This is a genomic window from Streptomyces sp. SA15 (assembly GCF_002291145.1).
GTDB lineage: Bacteria > Actinomycetota > Actinomycetes > Streptomycetales > Streptomycetaceae > Streptomyces.
On record NZ_NTGE01000058.1, the window covers coordinates 39,643 to 62,402 of the forward strand.

The window sequence follows — 22,760 nt, forward strand, 5'->3', positions numbered from 1 at the left end:
CCGGGCTCATGAAGAAGACAACGGGCGATCTGTGGCGGGAGTCACGCCCCACGGCGAACGGAATCGAACCATCCGCCGCACAGGGTCACGTTCAGTATGGAATGCAGCACTCAACGTCAACTACTTGGAAATCCAAGGAAGTTGGTTCGGTGAAGTGGGTCACAGATCGTCACAGTGACTGGTCGACAAATCCGGAAATCGGCGAATGAAGTGGGTGACCGGAAATCGCTGATACCGGAGGTAACGGCTAACTGGCCTGGAATGACAAGGAGCTGGTTGATACCGGTCGGTCGCCCTCCATAGATTCCTCGGCCGTGTGCAACGAGCACCGCTCGGGTACGTCCGCCGGCCGCACCAAGCCAGCCAGAACCACAGCCTCCGGCGGACGGGGAGGGGCGCGACGACCGCGTAGGACACGCCGGGAGTCGCGCACCGCCTTGGGGGACCCCGAGTCCTTGGAGAGGGAACTACATGTCCGAATGTGCCGATACCACTCGCGACAACGTTCGTAAGACGCAGAAGACTCCCGGCAAGAGCCCGAACAGGAGTCAGACCCGTACGACGGCGGTCCTCGCCGGGGCGGCACTGCTCGCCCCCCTCGGACTGCTGGCCGCGACCGGAAACGCCGCGGCGGCGGACGGCGGAGTGTGGGACCGCATCGCCCAGTGCGAGAGCGGCGGCAACTGGCACATCAACACCGGAAACGGCTACTACGGAGGACTCCAGTTCTCCGGCTCCACCTGGCGCGCGTACGGCGGCACGGACTACGCGCCGACCGCCGACCAGGCCGGCAAGGACCAGCAGATCGCCGTCGCCACCAAGGTCCAGCGGGCCCAGGGGTGGGGCGCCTGGCCGACCTGCTCGGCGCGGGCCGGGGCGTCCGGGAGCGCACCTGACGCCGCCTCCGCCCCATCCTCCGGTACGGCCGTGAAGTCCGCCCCGTCGAAGGCGCCCGAGCGCTCCACGGGGCACACCACCCGCGGCTCCTCCCGCGGCGATTACACCGTCCGCGAGGGCGACACGCTGAGCGGCATCGCCGCCCGGCACGGGACCACCTGGCAGCGGCTCTACGCCGCCAACAAGGCCGTCATCGGCGGTGATCCCCATGTGATCGTGCCCGGGCAGCGCCTCGAAGTCTGAGCGTCGCTCCCCCTGTCCTGGGCACGGGGCCCCGCCCGGTCAGCCGACCGGGCGGGGCCCCTGGGCGTGACGCGGGCGGCGCCGCCTCGCCGGTCATCCGGATGGGCTCGAGCCCGGCCTCCGCCGTGTCCGGTCCACCGCTTCCCGCCTCCGGAACTCGCCCGCCTCTCCGCTGAACACGACCGCGCCGCGGCGTAGTTCATACACCAGGGCCGGCCGCCCCTGCGGTACGGGCGGCAGCCGCTGTTCTGCCACGATCACGCAGGCGTCGAGGGAGCCGAGCAGTTCGTACGTGCGGGACGCGACCGTGGGTGACATGCCCTGGGCGGGCTCGTCGACGAGCACCACGCGCGCGCGTGCCAGCAGGGCCCGGGAGAGGGCGAGCATGCGCTGCTCGCCGCCGGAGAGGGTGCCGGCGCGGCGCGCGAGCAGGGGCTCCAGTTGCGGATAGGCGGCGAGGGCGCCGTCGTAGGCCGGGGCGGCGAGTTCGAGGTTCTCGCGCACGGTGAGGGAGCCGAACACCGCCCGCCGCTCCGGGACCAGACACAGACCGCTGCGGGCCCGCTCGAACGCCGACACGCGGGTCACGTCGGCGCCGTCCCAGACCACCGCGCCACCGGACAGGGGCACGGTTCCGGCCAGCGCGCGCAGGGCGGTCGTACGGCCGGAACCGTTACGGCCCAGCAGGACGGTGAGGCCGGGGCCGGGCGCGGCGACGGTGATGCCGTGCAGGGCCTCCAGGGGGCCGTAGCGCACGCGCGCGTGCCGCAGTTGCAGGGCGGCGGTCATGCCGGGGCCTCGTGGGCGAGGGCGTCCAGGACGCGGTCGGGCGGGCCGGAGGCGATGATGCGGCCGGCCGTCATGACGTGCACGACGTCGGCGAGGTCGGCGACCAGGTCGAGGTCGTGCTCGACGACGAGCAGGGCGGTGCCGTCGGCGGCCAGGGCCTTCAGCACCCGGGTGAGCGCGACCACTTCGGCGGTGTCGAGGCCGGCGGCGGGCTCGTCGAGCAGCAGCACGCGGGGGCCGCCGGCGAGGGCGCGGGCCAGTTCTACGCGGCGCAGGGTGCCGGTGGGGAGGTCGGCGGCGGGGAGCGCGCTCACCGGACCGTCGAGTCCGAGGAGCGTGAGCGCTCGGTCCACGGCGGCCGGGTCGGTGATGTGGCCCTGCTCGGCGCCGACTCGGACGTTCTCGGTGACGGTCAGCGAGGGGAAGACAGCCAGCTGCTGGAAGGTGCGGGCGATTCCGAGTCGTGTGCGGGTGTGGGCGGCGAGTCGTGTGATGTCCCGCTCGCCGAACAGCACCTGTCCGTGCGAGGGGCGGTGCGTGCCGGCGAGGCAGTGGAACAGGGTGCTCTTGCCGGCGCCGTTGGGGCCGACGATCGCGGTGATCCGGCCCGGGGGGACGTCCAGGTCGACGTCGTTCAGAGCGGTGAAGCCGTCGTAGCGGGCCTGGAGGTGGCGGGCGGTGAGAGTGGGTGCGGGTGCGTGGGTGGGCTCGCGGCCTTCGGCCGCGTTGGGGTTCCCACCCGCATCACCCGTGCGGCTTTCGTTGTCGGCTACGGGTGGCCCCTGTGGGGGCTCAGTGCCGTCGGCGGCCGCCGCGGCCGTGCCCCGCTGCCCCGGCGTCCCCATGCCCCCGCCCTGCACCGGCCGTAGGCCCCCGCGCACCCTCGCCCCCAGCGCCGTAAGAGTCGCTCTCCGCCGCAACCTACCCGCCGCCGTCCGCAGCGCCTCGTACAGCCCTCCGGGGAAGCGCCCGACGAGCACCGCCAGCACCCCGATCAGCGCCGCCGCCACTCCACCCCGCGCCCCCGCGTCCAGGCCGACCAGAAGGGCCGCCGCGGCCAGGGCGCCCAGGGTGCTGTCCGCGCCCAGGACCACGACCGCGGCGAACCACAGCAGGCCGCGGACGGGGTCGTAGGCGCCGGGGTCGAAGGCGCGCAGGCCCATGCCGAGCATGCCGCCGCCGAGGGCGGCCAGCGCGGCGCCCGAGACGAAGGCGAGGAGCTTCAGGGACGGGACCTGGACGCCCGCCGCCGACGCCCCGGCCTCGTGGTCCCGCATGGCGGCGAGGGCCCGGCCGGTACGGCCCCGGCGCAACGCCCGGGTCGCCACCAACGCTCCCGCCAGTAGGACCAGCTCCAGGACGTAGTACGCCCGGTCGCCGTCGAAGCCCGCGGGGCGGCCCAGTGACAGCCCGGAGACGGCGTACGGCTGGGCGAAGACGAAGCGGCTCACGCCGACGCCGACCGCGAACGTCGCCAGCGCCAGTGCCAGGCCCTGGCGGCTGATCGCCGGCCAGCCGGTGAGCAGGCCGAGCGGGGCCACCAGGACCACCGCCACCGCCAGTGCCGCCAGCTCCGGCAGGTGCGGCAGGCCCGGGAAGCGGCCCGCCGCGAGCAGCGCCGTGAACAGGGCGCCCAGGCCCGCGTACGCCGCCTGCCCGAGCGAGATCTGGCCGCCGCGGCCGGTGACCACGACGAGGGACAGCAGCACCACGCCCAGTGCGGGCACCTGGACCGACGTGTGCAGGTCCGAGCCCGCGAGGCCGAGCGGCAGCAGGAACAGCACGAGGGCCACGATCCAGGCACCCGGCGGGGTCGGCACGCGCGCGGTGGCCGTGCGCGGCAGTGCGTCGCGCGTACCGATCCGCGGGAGCACCAACGCCGCGACCAGCAGGGCCACCACGAACAGGTTCGCGCCGACCGCCTGGAGCAGCGGTTCGCCCCAGCCCGACGGATGCAGCCGCGTCAGCTGGCTCTGCGCGACCCCGACGCCCAGCGCCACCAGCACGGCCACCGTCAGGCTGCGCATCCGCGCGGCCACGGCGACCGCCACCACCTCCATGACGAGCAGCGGCAGACCGTACGGGTCCAGGCGCACGTACGGTGCCAGCAGCACGCCCGTCAGCCCCGCCGTGAACGAGCCGAAGGCCCAGCCCGCCGCGGCCACCCGGTCCGCGTCGATCCCGCCGAGCACGGCCAGTTGCCGGTCGTCCACCACAGCGCGCAGCTCCCGCCCGAAGCGCGTCCAGCGCCGGGGGCTCCGGGGGTGTCCCCCGGATGGACGCAGTACCGCGCCGACCCCGACGGCCAGTACGGCCACCACCGCCAGCTGTCCCCAGGGCTCCGCCGTCACCGGCTCCGGCGCGTCGTCCCGCGCCCCCTGCCCCCACACCAGCGCGGCCCCGCCGACCAGCAGCACGAACACCCCGATGGACGCCACCAGCGTCTGCGCGGGATCGCTCCCCAGCACCGACAACGGCCGGAAGACGAACCGTTCCAGCGCCATGCCCAGGCCCGGCGCCAGCACCAGCAGCGTCACGGCGGCCCCCGCCCACAGTGGCCAGCCCCACTCGACCACGCACTGCCGCAGCGCATACGCGCACACCATCGCGATCGCGCCGTGCGCGAAGTTGAGCACGCCGGTCGCGCGGTAGGTCACGATCAGGCCGATCCCGGTGAGCGCGGCGGCGCCGCCGACCGACACTCCGGCGAGCGTGAGGTCGTACGTCAGCGAGGACGCGAGCGGGGACGCCGGCGGGGACATCAGGGTGGACATCAGTCGGTTTCTTCGGCGGGCTCGCAGATCGGGCAGGGGCCCAGTTCGTCACTCGCCATCAGCTTGGAGTCCACCGGCACGGCTTCTGCCTTCCCCGCGACCAGCGGGCAGTCCGCGCGGTGCCACAGTGTGCCGCCCGGCACCATCAGCAGGTCCCCGCTGACCGCCAGGGGCGCGGACGCCGCCTGGCGGGGCTCCTCGGTGTCGGCGGGCTCGGCGGCCACCAGAAGGCCGTACAGCTCCTCCACGCGCGCGGTGGCCAGCGCGCCCCGGCCATGGGTGAGCAGCACCGCCCCGGCGATGATGAGGGCGGCGCCGGGGACCGTGCAGGAGGCGAGGTAGGGCAGTTGCCGCTCGGCGTAGCGCTCGCCGGAGATTCCGTACCAGCCGAGGACGCACAACACCGCGCCGGTGGCGAGTGCTGCCCAGCCGGCCCAGATGACGGGGTGCACGGTCCGCACTCTGGCTGTCCGCATCGCTGGCTCCCACGCGTCGGGTTTCAGTGCGTCTGCCTGTTCATGTCAGCCAATTGCTTGCACTATGCCTTCTGCGAGCTGACCCTGAAAGCTCCGGGCGCCCATGGCCCGGACCGACACCCGGTGGTGAGCCAGATGGTTCTCGGGAGCGACCTCAGGCGAGGGAACACGAGGAGGGGACGCGGCCCAGGGGCGGCAGGACGGGGTACGGCGATCGTGGCCGCCTTGGTTCTCTTCCTCGCCCCGGCCCTCGCGGCGTGCGGCGACGACGAGGGCGGCGGCGGTGGCGCGACGCCCCCCACTCCAACTGTCGAACAGACGACTCCGGGCGAGACTCCGGCCGCGACGGCGCCCGCCGATGCTGCGGCGGCCGAGCGGGAGATCAAGCAGAACTGGCAGAAGTTCTTCGACCCGGCGACCTCCCTGAAGGACAAGCAGACCGTCCTGGAGAACGGCGACCGGATGGCCCCGGTCCTGCGGGCCTTCAGCGGTGACGCCCGCGGCGGGCAGGTGCAGGCCCAGGTCACCAAGGTCGAGTTCACCTCGCCGACCGAGGCGAACGTGACGTACACGCTGACCCTGAAGGGCGCCACCGCCCTGCCCGACGCGGCGGGGACGGCCGTCGAGCAGGACGGCACCTGGAAGGTGTCCGCCAAGACACTGTGCGCGTTGGTCCAACTGAGCGGCAATGGGACCGCGACGCCGATCCCGGGCTGCTGAGGCCAGGGCCAAGGCCGGCGCCGCGGTGCTGCTGCTCGCCCTGAGCACGGCCTGCGGCAGCCGTCTCCCGGAGAGCGACTTCGAGCGCGACGACCGGACGCCCGCGCCGACGCGGAGCGACGGCACTCCCCTCCGCGTCGGCATCATCACGAGCGCCACCAGCCCGGTCGGCGGCGACGCCTTCACCGGCCCGCGCGACGGCGCCAAGGCCTACTTCGACCGGCTCAACGCCCGCGGGGGCATCGACGGCCGCCGGGTCGAGGTGCGGCTGTGCGACGACGGCGGCAGCGGCGTCGGCAACAACACCTGCGTGCACAAGCTGATCGACGAGGACAAGGTCGTCGCCCTGGTCGCCACCACCGCCCTCGACTACGCGGGCGCCTCCCGCGTCTCCCGCGCGCGCGTGCCCGACATCGGCGGCCAGCCCATCGGGGCCGCCTACGACACCTGGCCGCACCTGTACAGCGTCTACGGCAGCCTCGCGCCCCGCGCAGGCACGACCGGCTGGGACGGCAAGCAGTACGGCGGCACGGAGGTCTACCGCTACTTCGAGCGCGAGCACGGCGCCCGTACGGCCGCCGTCGTCTCCTACAACCAGGCCGCCTCCGCCCACTACGCCTCACTCGTCGAGCGGGGCCTGAGGGCCGAGGGCTACAAGGTCGTCACCGAACAGGTCGACTTCGCGCTGCCCAACTTCCGTGCCGTGGCGGCGGACCTCAAGGAGCAGGGCGCCGACCTCGTCTTCGACGCCATCGACACCCATGGCAACGCCCAGCTGTGCAAGGTGATGGACGAGGCCGACGTCGAGGTCACCGCCAAGGTCACGAACGTGCAGAACTGGACGTCCACCGTCCCGGAGGACTACGAGGACGCCCCGCGCTGCCGCAACGCCCTGTGGGCGACCGGATCCAGCCGGAACTACGAGGACACCGGGCACGAGGCCGTACGGGAGTTCCGGGAGGCGACCAAGGGGCTTCAGACGCACTCCCAGTGGCAGCTGGAGGGGTGGGCAGCGGCGAGGTGGTTCACGGACGCGGCCGAATCGTGTGCGAAGACGGGCATCACGCGCGCGTGCGTCGACGACTTCGTGAACCGCGGCGAGGGATACACGGCGGGCGGCCTGCTGGTCCCCGTCACGTTCGAGCGGCTGCCCGAACCGCCGAAGACCCGCAGGACCTGTCTGTCGGTGGCCCGCTGGGAGGACGGCCGGGGATGGGTCTCCCAGGGGGACATGAACAGCACCTGTTTCGACGTCCCGCAGCTGTCGTATCAGCCGTGACAGCGGCGGAAGGGGCCGCCGTCACAGGCAACCAAGGCGCCGTCACAGGCAACCAGTGGGGGAGGTCTTGAAGAGGTCAGCCTGCCGCCGGCCCCCGTCGCCGACGGCCGGCTGCGCGCCGCCCTGCCCAGCACCGTCGCCCTCCCCGAGGGCCGCTGGGACGCCTACAAAGAAGCCCGTGTTCACCTACCCACGCACGCGCGTGCGGACGCCGTACGGTCCGGTGGAGGCGGGCCCGCACTACACGCGGGACAACGACCTGTCCGTGTCCGTGACCGCCCTGACCCTTGAGGGGCTTGCGGACAGCAGCTGTCCGCAACCGCTGGCAGACTCGGATCCATGTTGGAAACCTCGGCACGACTGCTGCGCCTGCTCTCGCTCCTCCAGGCCCACCGCGAATGGTCCGGCGCCGACCTCGCCGAGCGCCTCGGCGTCACCCCGCGCACCGTGCGCCGGGACGTGGACCGGCTGCGCGAGCTGGGCTACCCCGTCAACGCCAGTCCCGGCACCGGCGGCGGCTACCAGCTGGGTGCGGGCGCCGAGCTGCCGCCGCTGCTCCTGGACGACGACGAGGCGGTCGCCGTCGCCGTGGGCCTGCGCACGGCCGCCGGGCAGGGCATCGAAGGCATCGGCGAGACCTCCGTACGGGCGCTCGCCAAGCTGGAGCAGGTCCTGCCGGGCCGGCTGCGCCGCCGGGTGAGCGCCCTCAATGCCTTCACCGTGCCGATGCTGCGCGGCCCGAGGCCCTCCGCCGTCGACCCCGCCGTCCTCACCGAGCTGGCCAACCTCTGCCGGGACGCCGAACGACTGCGCTTCGAGTACCGCGACCACGAGGGCGCCCCCACCCGCCGTACCGTCGAACCGCACCGCCTGGTGTGCTCCGAGCACCGCTGGTATCTGGTCGCCTGGGACGTCGACCGCGACGACTGGCGCACGTTCCGCGTCGACCGCATCACCCCCAGGCCGCCGCACGGCCCGCGCTTCCAGCCGCGCAGGCCACCCGCCGACGACCTCGCCGCGTACGTCTCCAAAGGCGTCTCCACGCGCGCGTACGCCTCGCACGCGGTCATCCGGCTGCTCGTGCCCGTCGAGGAGGCCGCCGAGCGGATCTCGCCGTCCGCCGGGACGCTGGAAGCGGAAACCGCCGACAGCTGCATCCTGCGCACCGGCGCCGCGAGCCTCGACGTGATGGTGATCCATGTGATGATGCTGGGCTTCGAGTTCGAGGTGCTGGAACCGGCCGAGCTCACCGAGGCCGTCAGGACGGCTCGGGACCGGCTTGCTCGCTCTTTGGCTCGGGCTGAGGAGCCTCGGCCGCGTACTCCGGATAGTGCAGATCGAACGCCGGGGACTCCGAGCGGATCCTCGGCAGCACGGTGAAGTTGTGCCGGGGCGGCGGACAGGAGGTCGCCCACTCCAGGGAGCGGCCGTAGCCCCAGGGGTCGTCGACCTCGACCTTCACGCCGTACTTGGTGGTCTTCCAGACGTTGTACAGGAACGGCAGCGTCGAGATGCCGAGCAGGAACGAGCCGATCGAGGAGACCGTGTTCAGGGCGGTGAAGCCGTCCGCGGCGAGATAGTCCGGGTAGCGGCGCGGCATGCCCTCCGCGCCCAGCCAGTGGTGCACCAGGAACGTGGTGTGGAAGCCGACGAACAGCGTCCAGAACTGGATCTTGCCGAGCCGTTCGTCGAGCAGCTTCCCGGTGAACTTCGGCCACCAGAAGTAGAAGCCGGCGAAGATCGCGAAGACGACGGTGCCGAAGACCACGTAGTGGAAGTGGGCGACGACGAAGTACGTGTCCGTGACGTGGAAGTCCAGCGGCGGCGAGGCCAGGATCACCCCGGTCAGCCCGCCGAGCAGGAACGTCACCAGGAAGCCCGTCGCCCACAGCATCGGCGTCTCGAAGGACAGCGAGCCCTTGATCATGGTGCCGATCCAGTTGAAGAACTTCACGCCCGTCGGCACCGCGATCAGGAACGTCATGAAGGAGAAGAACGGCAGCAGCACCGCGCCCGTGGCGAACATGTGGTGCGCCCACACCACCATCGACAGACCGGTGATCGCCATCGTCGCCGCGACCAGCGTCAGATAGCCGAACATCGGCTTGCGGCTGAACACCGGGATGATCTCCGTGATGATCCCGAAGAACGGCAGCGCGATGATGTACACCTCGGGATGCCCGAAGAACCAGAACAGGTGCTGCCACAGGATCGCCCCGCCGTTGGCCGCGTCGAAGATGTGCGAGCCGAACCGCCGGTCCGACTCCAGGCACAGCAGCGCCGCGGCGAGCACCGGGAACGCCATCAGGATCATGATCGACGTGAACAGCGTGTTCCAGGTGAAGATCGGCAGACGGAACATCGTCATGCCGGGGGCGCGCATCCCGACGATGGTGGTGATGAAGTTGACCGCGCCGAGGATCGTGCCGAAGCCGGCCAGCGCCAGGCCCATGATCCACAGGTCGGGGCCGACGCCGGGGGAGTGCACGGAGCTGTTGAGCGGCGCGTAGGCGAACCAGCCGAAGGCGGCCGGCCCCGTGGGCACCAGCTGCGAGCCGAGCACGATCAGGCCGCCGAACAGGAACAGCCAGTACGACAGCATGTTCAGCCGCGGGAAGGCGACGTCGGGCGCGCCGATCTGCAGCGGCATCAGCTCGTTCGCGAAGCCCGCGAAGGTCGGCGTCGCGAACAGCAGCAGCATGATCGTGCCGTGCATCGTGAACAGCTGGTTGAACTGATGGTTGTCCACGAGCTGCAGCCCGGGCCGGGCCAGCTCGGCCCGGATCATCAGCGCCATGAAACCGGCGATCAGGAAGAACGCGAACGACGTGATCAGGTAGAGGTGGCCGATCTTCTTGTGGTCGGTGGTGGTCAGCCAGTCGACGATCACCCGCCCGAGAGGTGTGGTCGGCTCGGGTCCTGCCGTCGCCCGCACGGTCTGCGTCCCCATCGCTCGCTCGCCCCTTCGCTCGTCGCGCCCCGGGCCCGCTGAAGCCCGCGCCACGCGTGGCCGCGAGCTCACGCCATGATGCTCGCGCCGTCGCGTGCTCCGACAGGGCGTACGGGGGGTTCTGTGCCGGAACCATGCATTTCCTATGCGGCCTCGGCTCCCGCCGGGCCGCCCGTAATCAGCGGGAAAAAGGGGGGCCGGGGGCGGTTCTCCAGGAACTTTCCGCCGGGCATTTCCCGCAGCCGTGGAGACACGCGGGAATTGCGTTCGATTACCCTGCGGAAGGCGTAGGGAACCAGTAGGGAACCGCCCATACGTGTGACGGAGTTCGACGGAAACGCGTGTCGTGATTCTGTGACAGAAGCGTGACCGGAGAGGGACGCGTGACCGGGATGCGGGCCCGGACTTCCCCGGCCGCCGGACAGGGCCTAGCGTTGCCGTATGGCACCCATTCCGTCTCCTTCCGCCGAACCGGACGACAGTCCGGACACCTATCTGGGCCTCGATGCCGACAGCGCCGAGCGGCTCGCGCGCGAGCGGGGGTGGTCGACGGTGCGCTCGTTGCCGCCGGGGGCGATCATCACGATGGAGTACCGCGTAGGACGGTTGAACTTCGAGGTGAAGGACGGCCGCGTGGTCCGGGCCTGGAAGGGCTGAGGCGTGACGACGGCGGCCCCGGCTCCTTCGAGGAGCCGGGGCCGCCGTGCTGCGGGGTGAGGTGTGCGTACCGGCCCCCGCTGGCTCGTGTCAGCCGCCTGTAAAGGGGCGGGCGGGCGAGGGCGTACTACCGCGCACGACGCGGTCCGACTGCTGTGGGCGGCGGGTGCCGACCGGGGTGATCGGTGTGCGCTCCGAGCGGGCCGTGTGCGGGCCCGGGCCCAGGTAGACCGGCGCCCGGGCCGAACGCGCCGCGGTCTCGTTCTGCCCGGCCGCATACGGCTTGAGCAGCACGGGAGCCTCGACGGGCGACAGCGGTGCCGGCGCCGCGCTGCCGCGGCGGGCGCGCCAGCGGTCGCGCAAGTCGAAGATCCCGGCCTCGGCGCGGGCCATCAGCGGCTCGAACCACGGCAGCGCCAGCAGGATCAGCAGTCCCGCGGCCCAGCCGAGGAGGACGTCGCTGAGCCAGTGCGTACCGAGGTAGACCGTGGCCATTCCGACGCCGAGCGAGACCACCGCCGACAGGGCGGACAGCCAGCGGCGCGCTGCCGGGGTAGAGGCCAGATACGCCAGGATGCCCCAGGTCACCACGGCGTTGGCGGTGTGGCCGCTGGGAAATATATCGCCGCCCAGGCCCATCTCGTTCGCGCCGATGGTCGTCGCGTAGTGCGGTCCGAGCCGGCCCATGCCGATCTTGGCGGCGCCGACCGTGATGTTCAGCAGCAGCAGCGACGTGGCCAAGGTCAGCAGCGGGCGCAGCGTGTGCTGCCGCCAGGAACGCCAGCCCAGCCAGGCGCAGACCATCACGGCGGTGGGGCCACGCTGGCCGAGCACCACGTAGTAGTCGACGAACCAGTGGATGCCCGCCCACTGCTGGTACGGCCGGAAGAACATGACCTGCCAGTCGAGGCGGACCAGCCACGAGGTGATCACCACGAGCCACACGATCGCCACATAGAAGGCGAGAGTTCCGGCGAACAGCGCGACCCGGTGCCTACTCATCTTCGGCACATCGATGTGGGCCGGTCGTTCCGGCTCACGGTCGAGCCTGGCGAACACCCGGTCCAGACGGGTGAGAGTTCGTTCGGTACGCACCTAATCGACGTTACAGCGAGTGAGCTCAGTTGCCCTGCGAATCCACGGCTTTGTGATGACGATGTGATGTGGGATTCCTCTCAGGAGGAGGTTTATTTCCGAGGAATCCGCAAAGGTGGGCGCCCCCGCCCTTCAATTCTTTTGATCATTCCGGGTGGCGGTTTATTGTTGCTTATGAATTCGTTCACCGAATCATGGGCTGGAATTATCCGAGTGCTCATCGACGCTCAGTAGTCGATCATGGTGGACCGGAGCCGTTCAGCCAGAACGCCCCATATGTCGCACAGGCCGCCGCGACGGTGCCCAGAACCAGCGCCGACCTGGGCGTACGCAGCCGGGCCAGGGCGAGCGCGAGGGGCAGCAGCAGGGGGAAGGCGGGCATCAGCAGGCGCGGTTTCGAGCCGAAGTAGCTCGACGCGCACAGGGCGAGCGCGGTGACGACACCGGCGTACACCAGCAGCGGGAGCGGCTGGCGCTGCCGTACGCAGACGACATACAGCCAGACGACCAGCCCGACGCCGACGATCAGCCCCACGCCCGCGAGGGCCGACGGAAGCGACGTGAACTTGTCGGTGACGAAGCGGGCGAAGGCGTAGCCGCCGTCGAAGCCGTTGCGCCAGCCGGCCTGGACGTCGAGATACCCGAGCGGACCCTTGCCGGTGCGGTGACCGACCCACAGGACGTAGGCGGCGGCGCCGAGGGGAGCGAGCAGCATGCCGAGGGCGCGACGCCCGGCGACACCGGATGTGCCGCGGTCCCGTACGAACGCGGCGATCGCCGCCGCCCACACCGCCGCCACGACGGCGAGGCCCACCGGGCGGGTCAGGCCCGCCAGACAGGCCAGGGCGCCCGCCGTCACCCAGCGGCCGGTCAGGACCGCGTACAGCGACCAGGCGGCCAGCGCAGTGAACAGCGACTCGCTGTACGCCATCGACTGCACGATCCCGACGGGCAGCACGGCCCACAGCACAGCCGCGCAGACCCCGACCCGGCGGCCGTACACATGATCCGCCACCGCGAAGATCCCCCAGGCCGCGGCGAGCGAGGCGAGCAGGGCGACGACGAAGCCCGCGTCGGCGTACGACAGCGGGGTCACCGCGGCCAGCAGCCGCTCCAGCCAGGGCAGCAGCGGGAAGAAGGCGAGATTGGAGTGCACGTCGCCGTTCGGCAGGCGCACCTCGTAGCCGTACCCCAGCTCGGCGACCCGTGTGTACCACAGCGCGTCCCAGCGGGCGGTCAGCAGTGTGTACGCGCTCTTGTCGCGCGCCGCGCTCCACAGGGCCAGCGCGAGCAGGCCCAGAGCGCGTACGGCCGCGTACCCGAGGAGGGCCGGGGCCGCCCGGCGCAGGGCGGCTCGGGCGCCGGGCGGAGCCGCGCGCGTTTCAAGATCGGTCACGGGCCCGATTATCGACCCCGCACGCAACCGGGTGGCCCGCCGGGGCGTGCTCGCGGAGGAGGGGAGTGGCGTACGCCACACACGTTCCGCACAGGTCTGAGAGGTCCGCCACTTGGTCCTGCCACGGACTCGCGTACGCTGACGTGTCACTCGCCCTTCGTTGCGCGGGCCGGAGACCACCGCTCCTCTCCGGCCGAGTCACGGGGAGTCCCCACCCCGTGAGCCCGCCGAACGCGAGGGAACATCTGGGAGGTACGTACATGTCCGGGACGACCACGGCCGCCATGGGGCTGCGCCGTCGGGCGGCCGGGGCCGGTGCCAACCGCTGGGTCGTCCTCGTCGTCCTCTGCGTCAGCCTGCTCCTCGTCGCCCTCGACGCGACCGTGCTGCACGTGGCGGTGCCCGCCGTCACCGAGGACCTCAAGCCCGGCGGGATAGAACTGCTCTGGATCGTCGACATCTATCCGCTCGTCTGCGCCTCGCTGCTGATCCTCTTCGGCACGCTCGGCGACCGTGTGGGCCGCAGAAGAGTCCTCCTTCTCGGTTACGGCCTCTTCGGCGTCGCCTCCGCCATGGCCGCCTGCGCCGACAGCGCCCAGGTTTTGATCATGGCGAGAGCGCTGCTCGGCGTCGGCGGCGCGATGATCATGCCCGCGACGCTGTCGATCCTGCGCCAGGTCTTTCCCGACCGGCGGGAGCGGGCGCTGGCGATAGGGATCTGGAGTGCGGTGGCCGCGGTGGGCGCGGCGGTGGGACCGCTGCTCGGCGGCTTCCTCCTCGAACACTTCTGGTGGGGATCGGTCTTCCTCATCAACATCCCGTTGATGCTGGTCAGCCTGCCGGTGGGGCGGCTGCTGCTGCCCGAGTCGAAGGGCGACGGCGACGGTCCCTGGGACGTGATCGGTGCGCTGATGGCGGCGGCCGGGCTGTTCGGGATCGTGCTGGGCGTGAAGCGGCTCGGAGGCGGGGAACTGGGCCCGTTCACGGTGGTGCCGCTGGTCACGGGCGCGGTGCTGATCACTCTCTTCGTACGGCGTCAGCGGCGCCGGGCGCATCCCCTGGTGGACCTGCGGATGTTCGCGCGGCCGGCGTTCAGTACGTCGGTGGGGTGCATCGTGCTGGCGATGCTCGCGCTGGTGGGTCTCGAGCTGATAGCGGCGCAGTATCTGCAGCTGGTGCTGGGACTGTCTCCACTGGAGACGGGGCTACGGCTGCTGCCGCTGACGGTCGCCGCGATGGCGGCGGGGCTGGCGGGCGCGCGGATGCTGCGGCGGTTCGGGCCGCGGCGGATGGTGAGCCTCGGGTTCTGTCTCACGGCCGTGGCGGTGGTCCTGCTGACCGCGCTGGGCGGGGAGGACAACACCGCGCTGATGCTGTTCGGGTTCGTGCTGCTGGGGTTCGGGCTGGAGACGACGCTGTTCGGGGCGTACGAGTCGATGCTGAGCGAGGCTCCGCCGGAGCAGGCGGGTGGGGCGGCGGCGATCGGCGAGACGTCGTACCAGCTGGGCGCCGGGATCGGGATCGCACTGCTCGGCAGTGTGATGAACGCGGCGTACGCGCCTGGGCTCTCGTCCGTGCCCGGGGTACCGGCGGCTGCGTCGGCCGCGGCGGGCCATTCGCTGGGGGAGGCGTACGAGGTGGCCGGGCGGCTCGGGGGCGAGGCGGGCGCGGCCCTGCGTCGGACCGCGCGGGACTGCTTCGTGCACGGGCTGCATGTGACGCTGCTGGTGAGCGCGGGGCTGTTGCTGCTGGGAGCGGTGATGGCGCTGCGGCTGCCGCGGGCCATGCAGTGCGGTGAGGCTGAGAACGAGGCTGAGAACGAGGCGGTGGAGGAGGCGGTGGAGCTGCCTTCGCCGAGGGAAGTCGCCGAGTCCCGCGTCTCGGCTTGACGCGGTCGGACAGGCACCAGCTCATGCTGGGCAAGGCGCTCACCGGATTCGACGCGTTCCGGTGATGATCCGGTGAACCCTGCGCGGGGCAGGGCCGGTGAGCGGCCCTGCCTCAGCTCTGGTTGAAGAATCCGTCCGTCCGGTGCGCGGCCGGATCCCCGCTGACGATTTCCGTGTCGGCGGGGGTCAGCAGGAACACGCGGTTGGACACGCGGTCGATGGAACCCCGCAGGCCGAAAATCAGCCCCGCCGCGAAGTCGACGACACGCTTGGCGTCGGCGGCCTCCATGGCGGTGAGGTTCACGATGACCGGAACGCCTTCGCGGAACAGTTCGCCGATGGCGCGGGCGTCCCGGAAACTGTCCGGGGTGACCGTGCCGATCCGGCGGCCCTTCTCCTCGGCCACGTCCGAAGCCACCTTGACCCGCGGGTCGGTGACCCAGGCATCCCCGGGCTCGGTCCCTTCGGAGTAGTCGTCGTCGTAGTAACGCTCGTCATCGTTGTCGTCAACGAGGCCCAGCCAGGCACTCGCCTTGCGCACCGATCCCATGGACGCCTCCTCTCACAGCGGTCATTCTTGCTTTCCGCACCCCTATGGTCATCCATGATGCGGACGGCGCGCCAAGTGGATAGACGCCGCGCGGGGAGTTTGTGACGGTACTGGTGCACAGCCAATTCGTCGAGAGTCCATGTGTCCCAAGGGTCCTGTCGCAAACGGCTGCTGACTGTGAGTGAAATATGATTCTTCACGGCGTACGGGTGATGGGCGGTGCGTACGGGTGAACGAGGCGGTCGCTACGATGCCGCAGATCAGCGCGGCTCATCACCGCAGCTCACCGCGGTTCAGCGCCGTGCGCACCACGGGGGATCGTCGTGTTCGGAATCGTCAGGCCGTGCCGTCACCGGCTGGGAGAGAGCCTCAAGACGCAGTGGATGGCCCATTTGTGCGGGCTGTGTCTCGCACTGCGTAAGGACCACGGTCAGTTCGCGCGGGTGGTGACGAACTACGACGGGTTGCTGATATCGGTTTTGACGGAGGCTCAGGCCGAGCGTGGCGGTGGCGGCAGGCGTACGGCGGGACCGTGCCCGCTGCGCGGAATGCGCACCGCGTCCGTCGCACACGGTGAGGGGGCGCGCCTGGCGGCCGCCGTCTCGCTGGTGCTCGCCTCGGCCAAGGTCCGCGACCATGTCGCCGACGGGGACGGGTTGCTGGCCCGACGGCCGGTGGCGCTCGCCGCGCGCCGGGTCGCCGCCGGCTGGGGTGCGGCCGGGGCCCGTACCGGATCCGACGTGGGCTTCGACACCGCCGTACTCGTCGACGCCGTGGACCGGCAGATCGGCATCGAGGCGCTGGCCGGGCCCGGCACGCCCCTGCTGACCGTCACCGAGCCGACCGAGACCGCGACCGCCGCGGCCTTCGCGCACACCGCGATCCTGGCCGGACGCCCCGGCAACGCCGAGCCGCTCGCCGAGGCCGGCCGCCTCTTCGGACGGCTCGCCCACGTCCTGGACGCCGTCGAGGACAGGGAAGCCGACGCCGCGTCGGGTGCCTGGAGCCCTCCCCTACTCTCGGCTTCGCTCGAGCGGGGGGACCCCCATCCGCGACGGGGACGTCCCTGGCGGAGGCCCGGCGGCTCGCCGACGACGCCGTGCACGGGATACGGCTCGCGCTGCGGGAGGCGGACCTCACGGACGGACGGCTCGCGCACCGGCTGCTCGTGCACGAACTGCGCACCTCCGTGGACCGGGCCTTCGGCACCGTCTCCTGCGCGCACGGGCCCGCGCCGTCCGGGCCGTACGCCCCTCCCGGCGGCCCCGGCGGGCCGCCGCTGCCTCCGGAGCCGCCGCGCCGCGACCGGCGTGGGCTGCTCGCGGGGTGCCTCGTCTGGGCGGGGCTCGCCTGTACGTGCCAGATGTGCTGCGGCGCGTACGAGGACCTCTGGAGCCGGGAGCGCAGGGAAGGACTGTGCCCCCACGCCGACTGCAGCGGCTGCGGCGACTGCTGCAACTGCTGTGAGTGCTGCGGGAACTGCTGTGGTGACGACGTGTGCGACTGCGGTTGCGACGGCTGTGACTGCGGGTGCAACTGCTGAGGGGAGGGCGCGCGTGTGAAGGCCGCCCGTGCGAGGGCCGCCCGTGTGAAGGCCGCCCGTGCGAAGGCGAAGGGGAAGGAGACGCGAGAAGCGCCCCGCCGGATCAGGGGATCGGGGCGCGCAGGGGATCAGCTCAACAGGACGAGGACCACACTCGACCGAAGTCGATGTGGGAGCGCGTGACCAGCCACTGCTGCCGATGCATGGGCCCAAGTGGAACAGGCATCCGGTTCCGCGTCAACCGACTCGAGACGGACGACAAGAGGCACGGCTCACAGTCCGGACAGCCTTGACAGTGAAGGGAAAAGGACCCGTACTCTCGAGGAGCGGCCCTGCTGAGGGGCTCGGCCGCGTGGCGCCGCGTTCCGCGCCGCGTTCCGCGGCGCGTCCGTGTGAAGGCACCCACCGAGTTCCACCGACTCGACGTCACGGAGCCTTCGCATGTCCTCCGACACCCTCGCCCAAGCCCTCGCCGCGCCGAGGCCCTCTCTCGTGATCGTCGGGGCCGGGCCGCGGGGGACCGGTCTGATCGAGCGGATCGCCGCCAACACGCCCGAGCTGTACGCCGGTTCGGGTCTCGACATCCATCTCGTCGACCCTCATCCGCCGGGCGCCGGACGCCTCTGGCGCGCGGCCCAGTCGCCGCTGCTGTGGATGAACTCGCACGCCGAGGACGTCACCATGTTCACCGACGAGACCGTCGACATGGCCGGGCCCGTGCGCGAGGGGCCCACCCTGCACGAATGGGCAGGCATCGACGGCCGCACCTTCACCGACCGGCGGATCCAGGGCGAGTACCTGCGCTGGGTGTACGAGCGGGCGGTGGCCGCCCTGCCGCCGGGCGTGACCGTCCACCACCATCCGCGGCGTGCCCTGCGCGTCGGCGGGCCGCGCGAGGGCCGCCAGCAGGTGTGGCTGGAGGGCCGCCCGCGTCCGCTCCTCGCCGACCTGGTCGTCCTCGCTCTCGGCCACCTGGACGCCGAACTGGACGACGAACAACGCGAGTTGGCCGCGTACGCGCGCGAGCACGGACTCGTCCACCTGCCGCCGGACTTCACCGCCGACAGCGACCTGTCCCCGCTCGCCCCCGGCGCCCCCGTCCTCGTCCGGGGCTTCGGGCTCGCCTTCGTCGACCTGATGGTGCTGCTGACGGAGGGCCGCGGCGGCCGGTACGCCGGGGACACGTACGTCCCGTCGGGGCGGGAGCCCGTCCTGTACGTCGGCTCGCGGCGCGGAGTGCCGTACCACTCGAAGATCGGCTACGACTGGAGCGGTGAACGGCCGCCGCTGCCCAGGTTCTTCGGGCCCGCGGAGGTCGACGCGCTGCTCGCCCGCCCGGGAGGCTTCGACTTCCGGCGGGATGTGTGGCCGCTGATCGAGAAGGAGTTGGGCTTCGCCCACTACCACCGGCTGTTCTCGGCGCACCCCGAGCGGACCGCCGTCGCCTGGAGCGCCTTCGAGGAGAAGTACGCGGCCTGCGACGACCCGGCCGAGCGTGCGGCTCTCGCCGCGTCCGCCGTGCCGGATCCCGCCGACCGGCTCGACCTCGCCGCGCTCGACCGTCCGTTGGAGGGGGTGCGGTACGGCTCGTACGAGGAGCTTCAGAAGGGAATGCGCGATCACATCCTTGCCGACTTGACGCGACGCCACGATCCGGCACATAGCCCCGACTTCGCCGTCTTCCTCGGGCTGCTGTCCGTCTACGGCCAGTTGGTCCGGCTCGGTGACGTCGGACCCTGGTGGCACGGCTTCTTCAGCTATCTGGCCTCCGGGCCGCCCGGCCCTCGGCTGCGGCAGATGCTCGCGCTGTCCCGGGCGGGCGTCCTGAAGTTCTTGGGCGCCGACATGACCGTCACCGCCGAGGACGGGGTGTTCCGGGCGTGGAGCGCCACCGTGCCGGGGTCGGTCGTCGAGGCCCGGGCGCTCGTCGAGGCGCGGCTGCCGCAGCCCACCGTCGAGCGGGCCCGGGATCCGCTGCTGCGGGAGCTGTACGCCGACGGGGCCGCCGTAACTCCCGACGGGCTGCTGTCCGTTGATCCTGCCGACGGGCGTGTCCTGGACCGGACCGGACGACCGCACCTGCGGCGGTTCGCGCTCGGGCCGCACACCGACGCGCGGGGCTCCGGCGCGTTCACCCGGCCGCGCACCGGCGGCCCGGCGTTCCGGCAGAACGACGCCACGGCACGGGCGGCGCTGCTGTTCCTACGGGCGCTCAGCAGCCGTGCGGCCGCCTGAAAACCCCGGCGTTCGGGCTCGATACGGAATACCGGTGCGCGCCTCGGCGCTCACCCTTCGGGTTGTCCGACCCGGCGTCGAAGGGTTGATCAGATGACGACGGACGCGGCCGACGCGTGGAAGCAGTGGCACGAGCACCGGGTCGAGACGGTGTCGGCGCCCTACGGGCCGCTCGCGCTGACGGGTACACACTGGCTGGAGGACTATCCGGACGGGCGACTTCCGGACATCCCCGGGACCTGGACCGTCGAGCGGAACGCGGTCGTCCTCACGGCCGGGGACGGGGCCGGCGACGGGGACGGGGACGGTCTGAGCGTGGACGGGCGGCCTGTCAGCGGTGAGGTGCGGCTCGCGGCCGACGCCGGACCGGCGGCCGCGTCCCGGGTGGCGTACGGCGGGCGCCGGCTGGTCGTGCTGGTCCGCGAAGGCGTGTGGGGCGTGCGCGACGTCGACCCCGCCTCCGCTGCCCGCCGGGCGTTCCGCGGTATCGAGGCCACGCCGTACGCTGCGCGTTGGTCCGTGCCGGGGCGCTTCACGCCGTACGGCGAGGACCGCACCGTACGCGTCGAGAACGCGGACGGACGGGCGCGCGGGCTCGGCCTCGGCGGTGAGCTGGCCTTCACCCTGGACGGGCGGGAGTTCACCCTGCAGGTGACGGTTCAGGGCGACGGCTCGCTGTGGGCGGTTTTCGGCGATACCACGAGCGGGAGCAGCAGTTACCGCTTCCGGTTCCTGCGGCCGGCCGCGCCCGACGCCGAAGGCCGTACGACGGTCGACTTCAACCGCGCCCTGCTGCCGCCCTGCGCGTTCGCCGACCACTTCATCTGCCCCTTCCCGCCACCGGGCAACAACCTGGACGTCGCAGTCGAGGCGGGGGAGCGGAACCTGCTCTGACAGGCGGTCATCTCGCGTAGACCACAAAGATCGTTCAAAGGTTGACGGCCGAAAGGCGCTCTTGCGCCGACCGTCCGTTCGGCCGAATACTCCCCCACAGCGCTTGTCAGGGGCACGGCATGTTCCGGAATCCGGGCAGCCGGATCCCTGGCTGCGCCTCACGGGCCCGAACCCCACGAGGGCCCCCGACTTCCCATGTGGAGGAACGAAAAGTGAGGATCAAGCGCACCACCCCCCGTAGCGGCATTGCGAGACGGACCCGGCTGATCGCCGTTTCCACCGGCCTCGCGGCCGCCGCCGCGATCGCGATCCCCAGCGCGAACGCGGCAGACACCCCTTCCACCTTCAGCGCCGCCCAGCTCAAGAGCGCGAGCGGCTCCTTACTGAAGGCCGACGTCCCGGGCACCGCCTGGGCCGTCGACAGCAAGACCGACCGGGTGCTCGTCACCGTCGACAGCACCGTCTCCCAGGCCGAGATCGCGAAGATCAAGAAGCAGGCCGGCGCCAACGCCGACGCGCTCACGATCAAGCGGACCCCCGGCAAGTTCAACAAGCTGATCCAGGGCGGCGACGCCATCTATGCGAGTAGCTGGCGCTGCTCCCTCGGCTTCAACGTCCAGAACAGCAGCGGCACCCAGTACTTCCTGACCGCCGGTCACTGCACCGACGGCGCGGGCACGTGGTACTCCAACTCCGGCCGTACCACGGTCATCGGCTCGACCGCCGGGTCCAGCTTCCCGGGCAACGACTACGGCATCGTGCGGTACTCCGGGTCCGTCAGCAGGCCCGGCACCGCGAACGGGGTGGACATCACCCGGGCCGCCACGCCGAGCGTGGGCACCACCGTCATCCGCGACGGCTCCACCACCGGTACGCACAGCGGCCGTGTCACCGCCCTCAATGCGACCGTCAACTACGGTGGCGGCGACATCGTCTCCGGCCTGATCCAGACCAACGTCTGCGCCGAGCCCGGCGACTCCGGCGGCTCGCTCTACGGCAGCAACGGCACCGCGTACGGTCTGACCTCCGGCGGCAGCGGCAACTGCACCTCCGGTGGCACGACCTTCTTCCAGCCCGTCACGGAGGCTCTGAGCGCCTACGGCGTCAGCGTCTACTGAGGCCGGGCCGCACCTCGGCACCCGTACGGCCTGCTCTGCAGCCGGCAGCAGAAGAGCCCCCGCATCCAACTGGCGTGCGGGGGCTCGCCCTTGTTCGGGTCCCGGAGTTACCGTCGACGTACAGGCGGTCACGTCGGACCCTGGGGGCCGTGATGGTCGAGGAGCTGGTGGCGGCGGGAGTGACGCTCGCGTCCGCCGGAGCGGTGTACGTGATGGCGGCGGCGCGGGTCGTCAAACAGTACGAACGGGGCGTGGTGTTCCGCCTCGGCAAGCTCCGGTCCGAAGTGCGCGGACCAGGATTCACGATGATCGTTCCGGGCATCGACAAGCTCCGGAAGGTCAACATGCAGATCGTGACGATGCCCGTGCCCGCGCAGGAGGGCATCACCCGGGACAACGTCACGGTACGGGTGGACGCCGTCGTCTACTTCAAGGTGACCTCGCCGGCCGAGGCGGTCGTCCGGGTGGAGGACTACCGGTTCGCGGTCGCCCAGATGGCGCAGACCTCGCTCAGGTCCATCATCGGCAAGAGCGATCTGGACGATCTGCTGTCCGACCGCGAAAAGCTCAACCAGGGACTGGAGTTGATGATCGACAGTCCGGCCGTGGAGTGGGGCGTCACCATCGACCGGGTCGAGATCAAGGACGTGTCGCTGCCCGAGACCATGAAGCGGTCCATGGCCCGGCAGGCGGAGGCCGACCGGGACCGGCGGGCCCGGGTCATCAACGCGGACGCCGAACTCCAGGCGTCGAAGAAGCTCTCCGAGGCCGCCCGGGAGATGTCCGACCAGCCGGCCGCGCTGCAACTGCGGCTGCTGCAGACGGTGGTGGCGGTCGCCGCCGAGAAGAACTCGACGCTGGTGCTGCCGTTCCCGGTGGAGCTGCTGCGCTTCCTGGAGAAGGCGCAGCAGCAGGTGCCGCAGATGCCCGCGCAGCAGCAGACAGCGCAGACGCCCGCGCAGCAGCAGACATCGCAGATGCCGGCCGTGCCGCAGCAGACACCGCAGATGCCTGCCGTGCCGTAGCAACCGGTGCAGGAGCAACTTCCGCCTGCCGAACCACATCTGGAACCCGATCCGCAAGAGTCGAATTCCAGACAGGCTTAGACCTCACGGGCTGGTGAAGGTTACTCGCGCGTAGTGTTTGCTGCGCGAACCGGCCTGGCCTGACCGTGGACAGTCAAAGCAACTCGAGGGGAAGGGGGGCGCGTTCGTCACTCTACGCGCGTCCGGAAGTCGACCTTGTGTGCTCCCTG

The 22,760-nt window shown here is 71.3% G+C and carries 16 protein-coding genes and 2 pseudogenes; 11 read left to right on the forward strand and 7 right to left on the reverse strand.

What is annotated here, in order from left to right; genetic code table 11:
- Nucleotides 1-471 precede the first annotated feature (471 nt).
- Nucleotides 472-1,140 carry a transglycosylase family protein gene (locus tag CLM62_RS09960; RefSeq protein ID WP_095749482.1) on the forward strand — a complete coding sequence of 223 codons (669 nt, stop codon included), beginning with the start codon at nt 472-474 and terminating at the stop codon, nt 1,138-1,140.
- Nucleotides 1,141-1,233: 93 nt separating this feature from the next.
- On the opposite strand, the gene CLM62_RS09965 is transcribed toward CLM62_RS09960, so the two are convergent.
- The 3 genes from CLM62_RS09965 to CLM62_RS09975 are packed head-to-tail and all read right to left on the reverse strand — an operon-like array spanning nt 1,234 to nt 5,179.
- The gene (locus CLM62_RS09965) at nt 1,234-1,929 is read right to left on the reverse strand and encodes an ATP-binding cassette domain-containing protein (protein ID WP_095749483.1); all 696 of its coding nucleotides are present in this window, start codon (nt 1,927-1,929) and stop codon (nt 1,234-1,236) included.
- Nucleotides 1,926-4,703: a branched-chain amino acid ABC transporter permease/ATP-binding protein gene (locus CLM62_RS09970; protein WP_257003780.1), complete on the reverse strand. Its 2,778-nt coding sequence runs from the start codon at nt 4,701-4,703 to the stop codon at nt 1,926-1,928. The genes CLM62_RS09965 and CLM62_RS09970 overlap by 4 nt, the downstream gene beginning before the upstream one ends.
- Complete coding sequence (locus CLM62_RS09975; protein ID WP_095749484.1) at nt 4,703-5,179, reverse strand: hypothetical protein; 477 nt, start codon at nt 5,177-5,179, stop codon at nt 4,703-4,705. The genes CLM62_RS09970 and CLM62_RS09975 overlap by 1 nt, the downstream gene beginning before the upstream one ends.
- Before the next feature lie 135 nt (nt 5,180-5,314).
- On the opposite strand from CLM62_RS09975, the gene CLM62_RS09980 reads away from it, so the two are divergent.
- From CLM62_RS09980 to CLM62_RS09995, 3 genes are all read left to right on the forward strand, one after another.
- Nucleotides 5,315-5,899 (forward strand): hypothetical protein, encoded by a 585-nt coding sequence (locus tag CLM62_RS09980; RefSeq protein ID WP_095749485.1) that lies wholly within the window; start codon nt 5,315-5,317, stop codon nt 5,897-5,899.
- Nucleotides 5,868-7,178 (forward strand): ABC transporter substrate-binding protein, encoded by a 1,311-nt coding sequence (locus CLM62_RS09985; protein WP_095749486.1) that lies wholly within the window; start codon nt 5,868-5,870, stop codon nt 7,176-7,178. Before CLM62_RS09980 ends, CLM62_RS09985 begins: the two co-directional genes overlap by 32 nt.
- A gap of 339 nt (nt 7,179-7,517) precedes the next feature.
- Nucleotides 7,518-8,558, forward strand: coding sequence for a YafY family protein (locus CLM62_RS09995; protein ID WP_095749487.1), 1,041 nt, complete (start codon nt 7,518-7,520; stop codon nt 8,556-8,558).
- A gap of 43 nt (nt 8,559-8,601) precedes the next feature.
- On the opposite strand, the pseudogene ctaD reads toward CLM62_RS09995, so the two are convergent.
- Nucleotides 8,602-10,128, reverse strand: a pseudogene (gene ctaD, locus CLM62_RS10000) (cytochrome c oxidase subunit I); the annotation flags it as partial.
- Between the two features lie 441 nt (nt 10,129-10,569).
- Between ctaD and CLM62_RS10005 the strand changes: the two are divergent.
- Nucleotides 10,570-10,785, forward strand: coding sequence for an I78 family peptidase inhibitor (locus CLM62_RS10005; RefSeq protein ID WP_095749488.1), 216 nt, complete (start codon nt 10,570-10,572; stop codon nt 10,783-10,785).
- 90 nt (nt 10,786-10,875) lie between these two features.
- Here CLM62_RS10005 and CLM62_RS10010 read toward each other — a convergent pair whose 3' ends face one another.
- Together CLM62_RS10010 and CLM62_RS10015 are read right to left on the reverse strand one after the other, a co-directional pair.
- Nucleotides 10,876-11,880, reverse strand: a complete 1,005-nt coding sequence (locus CLM62_RS10010) for a phosphatase PAP2 family protein (protein WP_095749489.1) — start codon at nt 11,878-11,880, stop codon at nt 10,876-10,878.
- A 238-nt stretch (nt 11,881-12,118) separates the two neighbouring features.
- Complete coding sequence (locus CLM62_RS10015) at nt 12,119-13,276, reverse strand: mannosyltransferase family protein (RefSeq protein WP_095749490.1); 1,158 nt, start codon at nt 13,274-13,276, stop codon at nt 12,119-12,121.
- Nucleotides 13,277-13,536: 260 nt separating this feature from the next.
- Between CLM62_RS10015 and CLM62_RS10020 the strand changes: the two genes are divergently transcribed.
- Nucleotides 13,537-15,165: an MFS transporter gene (locus CLM62_RS10020; RefSeq protein ID WP_095749491.1), complete on the forward strand. Its 1,629-nt coding sequence runs from the start codon at nt 13,537-13,539 to the stop codon at nt 15,163-15,165.
- A 112-nt stretch (nt 15,166-15,277) separates the two neighbouring features.
- On the opposite strand, the gene CLM62_RS10025 is transcribed toward CLM62_RS10020, so the two are convergent.
- Nucleotides 15,278-15,715 (reverse strand): cell division protein SepF, encoded by a 438-nt coding sequence (locus CLM62_RS10025; protein WP_095749492.1) that lies wholly within the window; start codon nt 15,713-15,715, stop codon nt 15,278-15,280.
- Between the two features lie 383 nt (nt 15,716-16,098).
- Here CLM62_RS10025 and CLM62_RS10030 point away from each other — a divergent pair.
- The 5 genes and pseudogenes from CLM62_RS10030 (at nt 16,099) to CLM62_RS10050 (ending at nt 22,530) form a co-directional block, all read left to right on the forward strand.
- Nucleotides 16,099-17,258, forward strand: a pseudogene (locus CLM62_RS10030) (DUF5685 family protein).
- Between the two features lie 441 nt (nt 17,259-17,699).
- A complete protein-coding gene (locus tag CLM62_RS10035; protein WP_095749493.1) occupies nt 17,700-19,493 on the forward strand; it encodes an FAD/NAD(P)-binding domain-containing protein in 1,794 nt (597 codons plus the stop codon).
- 93 nt (nt 19,494-19,586) lie between these two features.
- Nucleotides 19,587-20,387, forward strand: coding sequence for a DUF1684 domain-containing protein (locus CLM62_RS10040; RefSeq protein ID WP_095749494.1), 801 nt, complete (start codon nt 19,587-19,589; stop codon nt 20,385-20,387).
- Between the two features lie 212 nt (nt 20,388-20,599).
- Nucleotides 20,600-21,505: a S1 family peptidase gene (locus CLM62_RS10045; RefSeq protein ID WP_095749495.1), complete on the forward strand. Its 906-nt coding sequence runs from the start codon at nt 20,600-20,602 to the stop codon at nt 21,503-21,505.
- 152 nt (nt 21,506-21,657) lie between these two features.
- A complete protein-coding gene (locus CLM62_RS10050) occupies nt 21,658-22,530 on the forward strand; it encodes a slipin family protein (protein WP_095749496.1) in 873 nt (290 codons plus the stop codon).
- Nucleotides 22,531-22,760 lie beyond the last annotated feature (230 nt).

Coding starts and splice junctions, on each gene's coding strand:
- CLM62_RS09960 (WP_095749482.1), top strand. CDS start 472: ATGTCCGAATGTGCCGATACCACTCGCGACAACGTTCGTAAGACGCAG.
- CLM62_RS09965 (WP_095749483.1), bottom strand. CDS start 1,929: ATGACCGCCGCCCTGCAACTGCGGCACGCGCGCGTGCGCTACGGCCCC.
- CLM62_RS09970 (WP_257003780.1), bottom strand. CDS start 4,703: ATGTCCACCCTGATGTCCCCGCCGGCGTCCCCGCTCGCGTCCTCGCTG.
- CLM62_RS09975 (WP_095749484.1), bottom strand. CDS start 5,179: ATGCGGACAGCCAGAGTGCGGACCGTGCACCCCGTCATCTGGGCCGGC.
- CLM62_RS09980 (WP_095749485.1), top strand. CDS start 5,315: ATGGTTCTCGGGAGCGACCTCAGGCGAGGGAACACGAGGAGGGGACGC.
- CLM62_RS09985 (WP_095749486.1), top strand. CDS start 5,868: ATGGGACCGCGACGCCGATCCCGGGCTGCTGAGGCCAGGGCCAAGGCC.
- CLM62_RS09995 (WP_095749487.1), top strand. CDS start 7,518: ATGTTGGAAACCTCGGCACGACTGCTGCGCCTGCTCTCGCTCCTCCAG.
- CLM62_RS10005 (WP_095749488.1), top strand. CDS start 10,570: ATGGCACCCATTCCGTCTCCTTCCGCCGAACCGGACGACAGTCCGGAC.
- CLM62_RS10020 (WP_095749491.1), top strand. CDS start 13,537: ATGTCCGGGACGACCACGGCCGCCATGGGGCTGCGCCGTCGGGCGGCC.
- CLM62_RS10025 (WP_095749492.1), bottom strand. CDS start 15,715: ATGGGATCGGTGCGCAAGGCGAGTGCCTGGCTGGGCCTCGTTGACGAC.
- CLM62_RS10035 (WP_095749493.1), top strand. CDS start 17,700: ATGTCCTCCGACACCCTCGCCCAAGCCCTCGCCGCGCCGAGGCCCTCT.
- CLM62_RS10040 (WP_095749494.1), top strand. CDS start 19,587: ATGACGACGGACGCGGCCGACGCGTGGAAGCAGTGGCACGAGCACCGG.
- CLM62_RS10050 (WP_095749496.1), top strand. CDS start 21,658: ATGGTCGAGGAGCTGGTGGCGGCGGGAGTGACGCTCGCGTCCGCCGGA.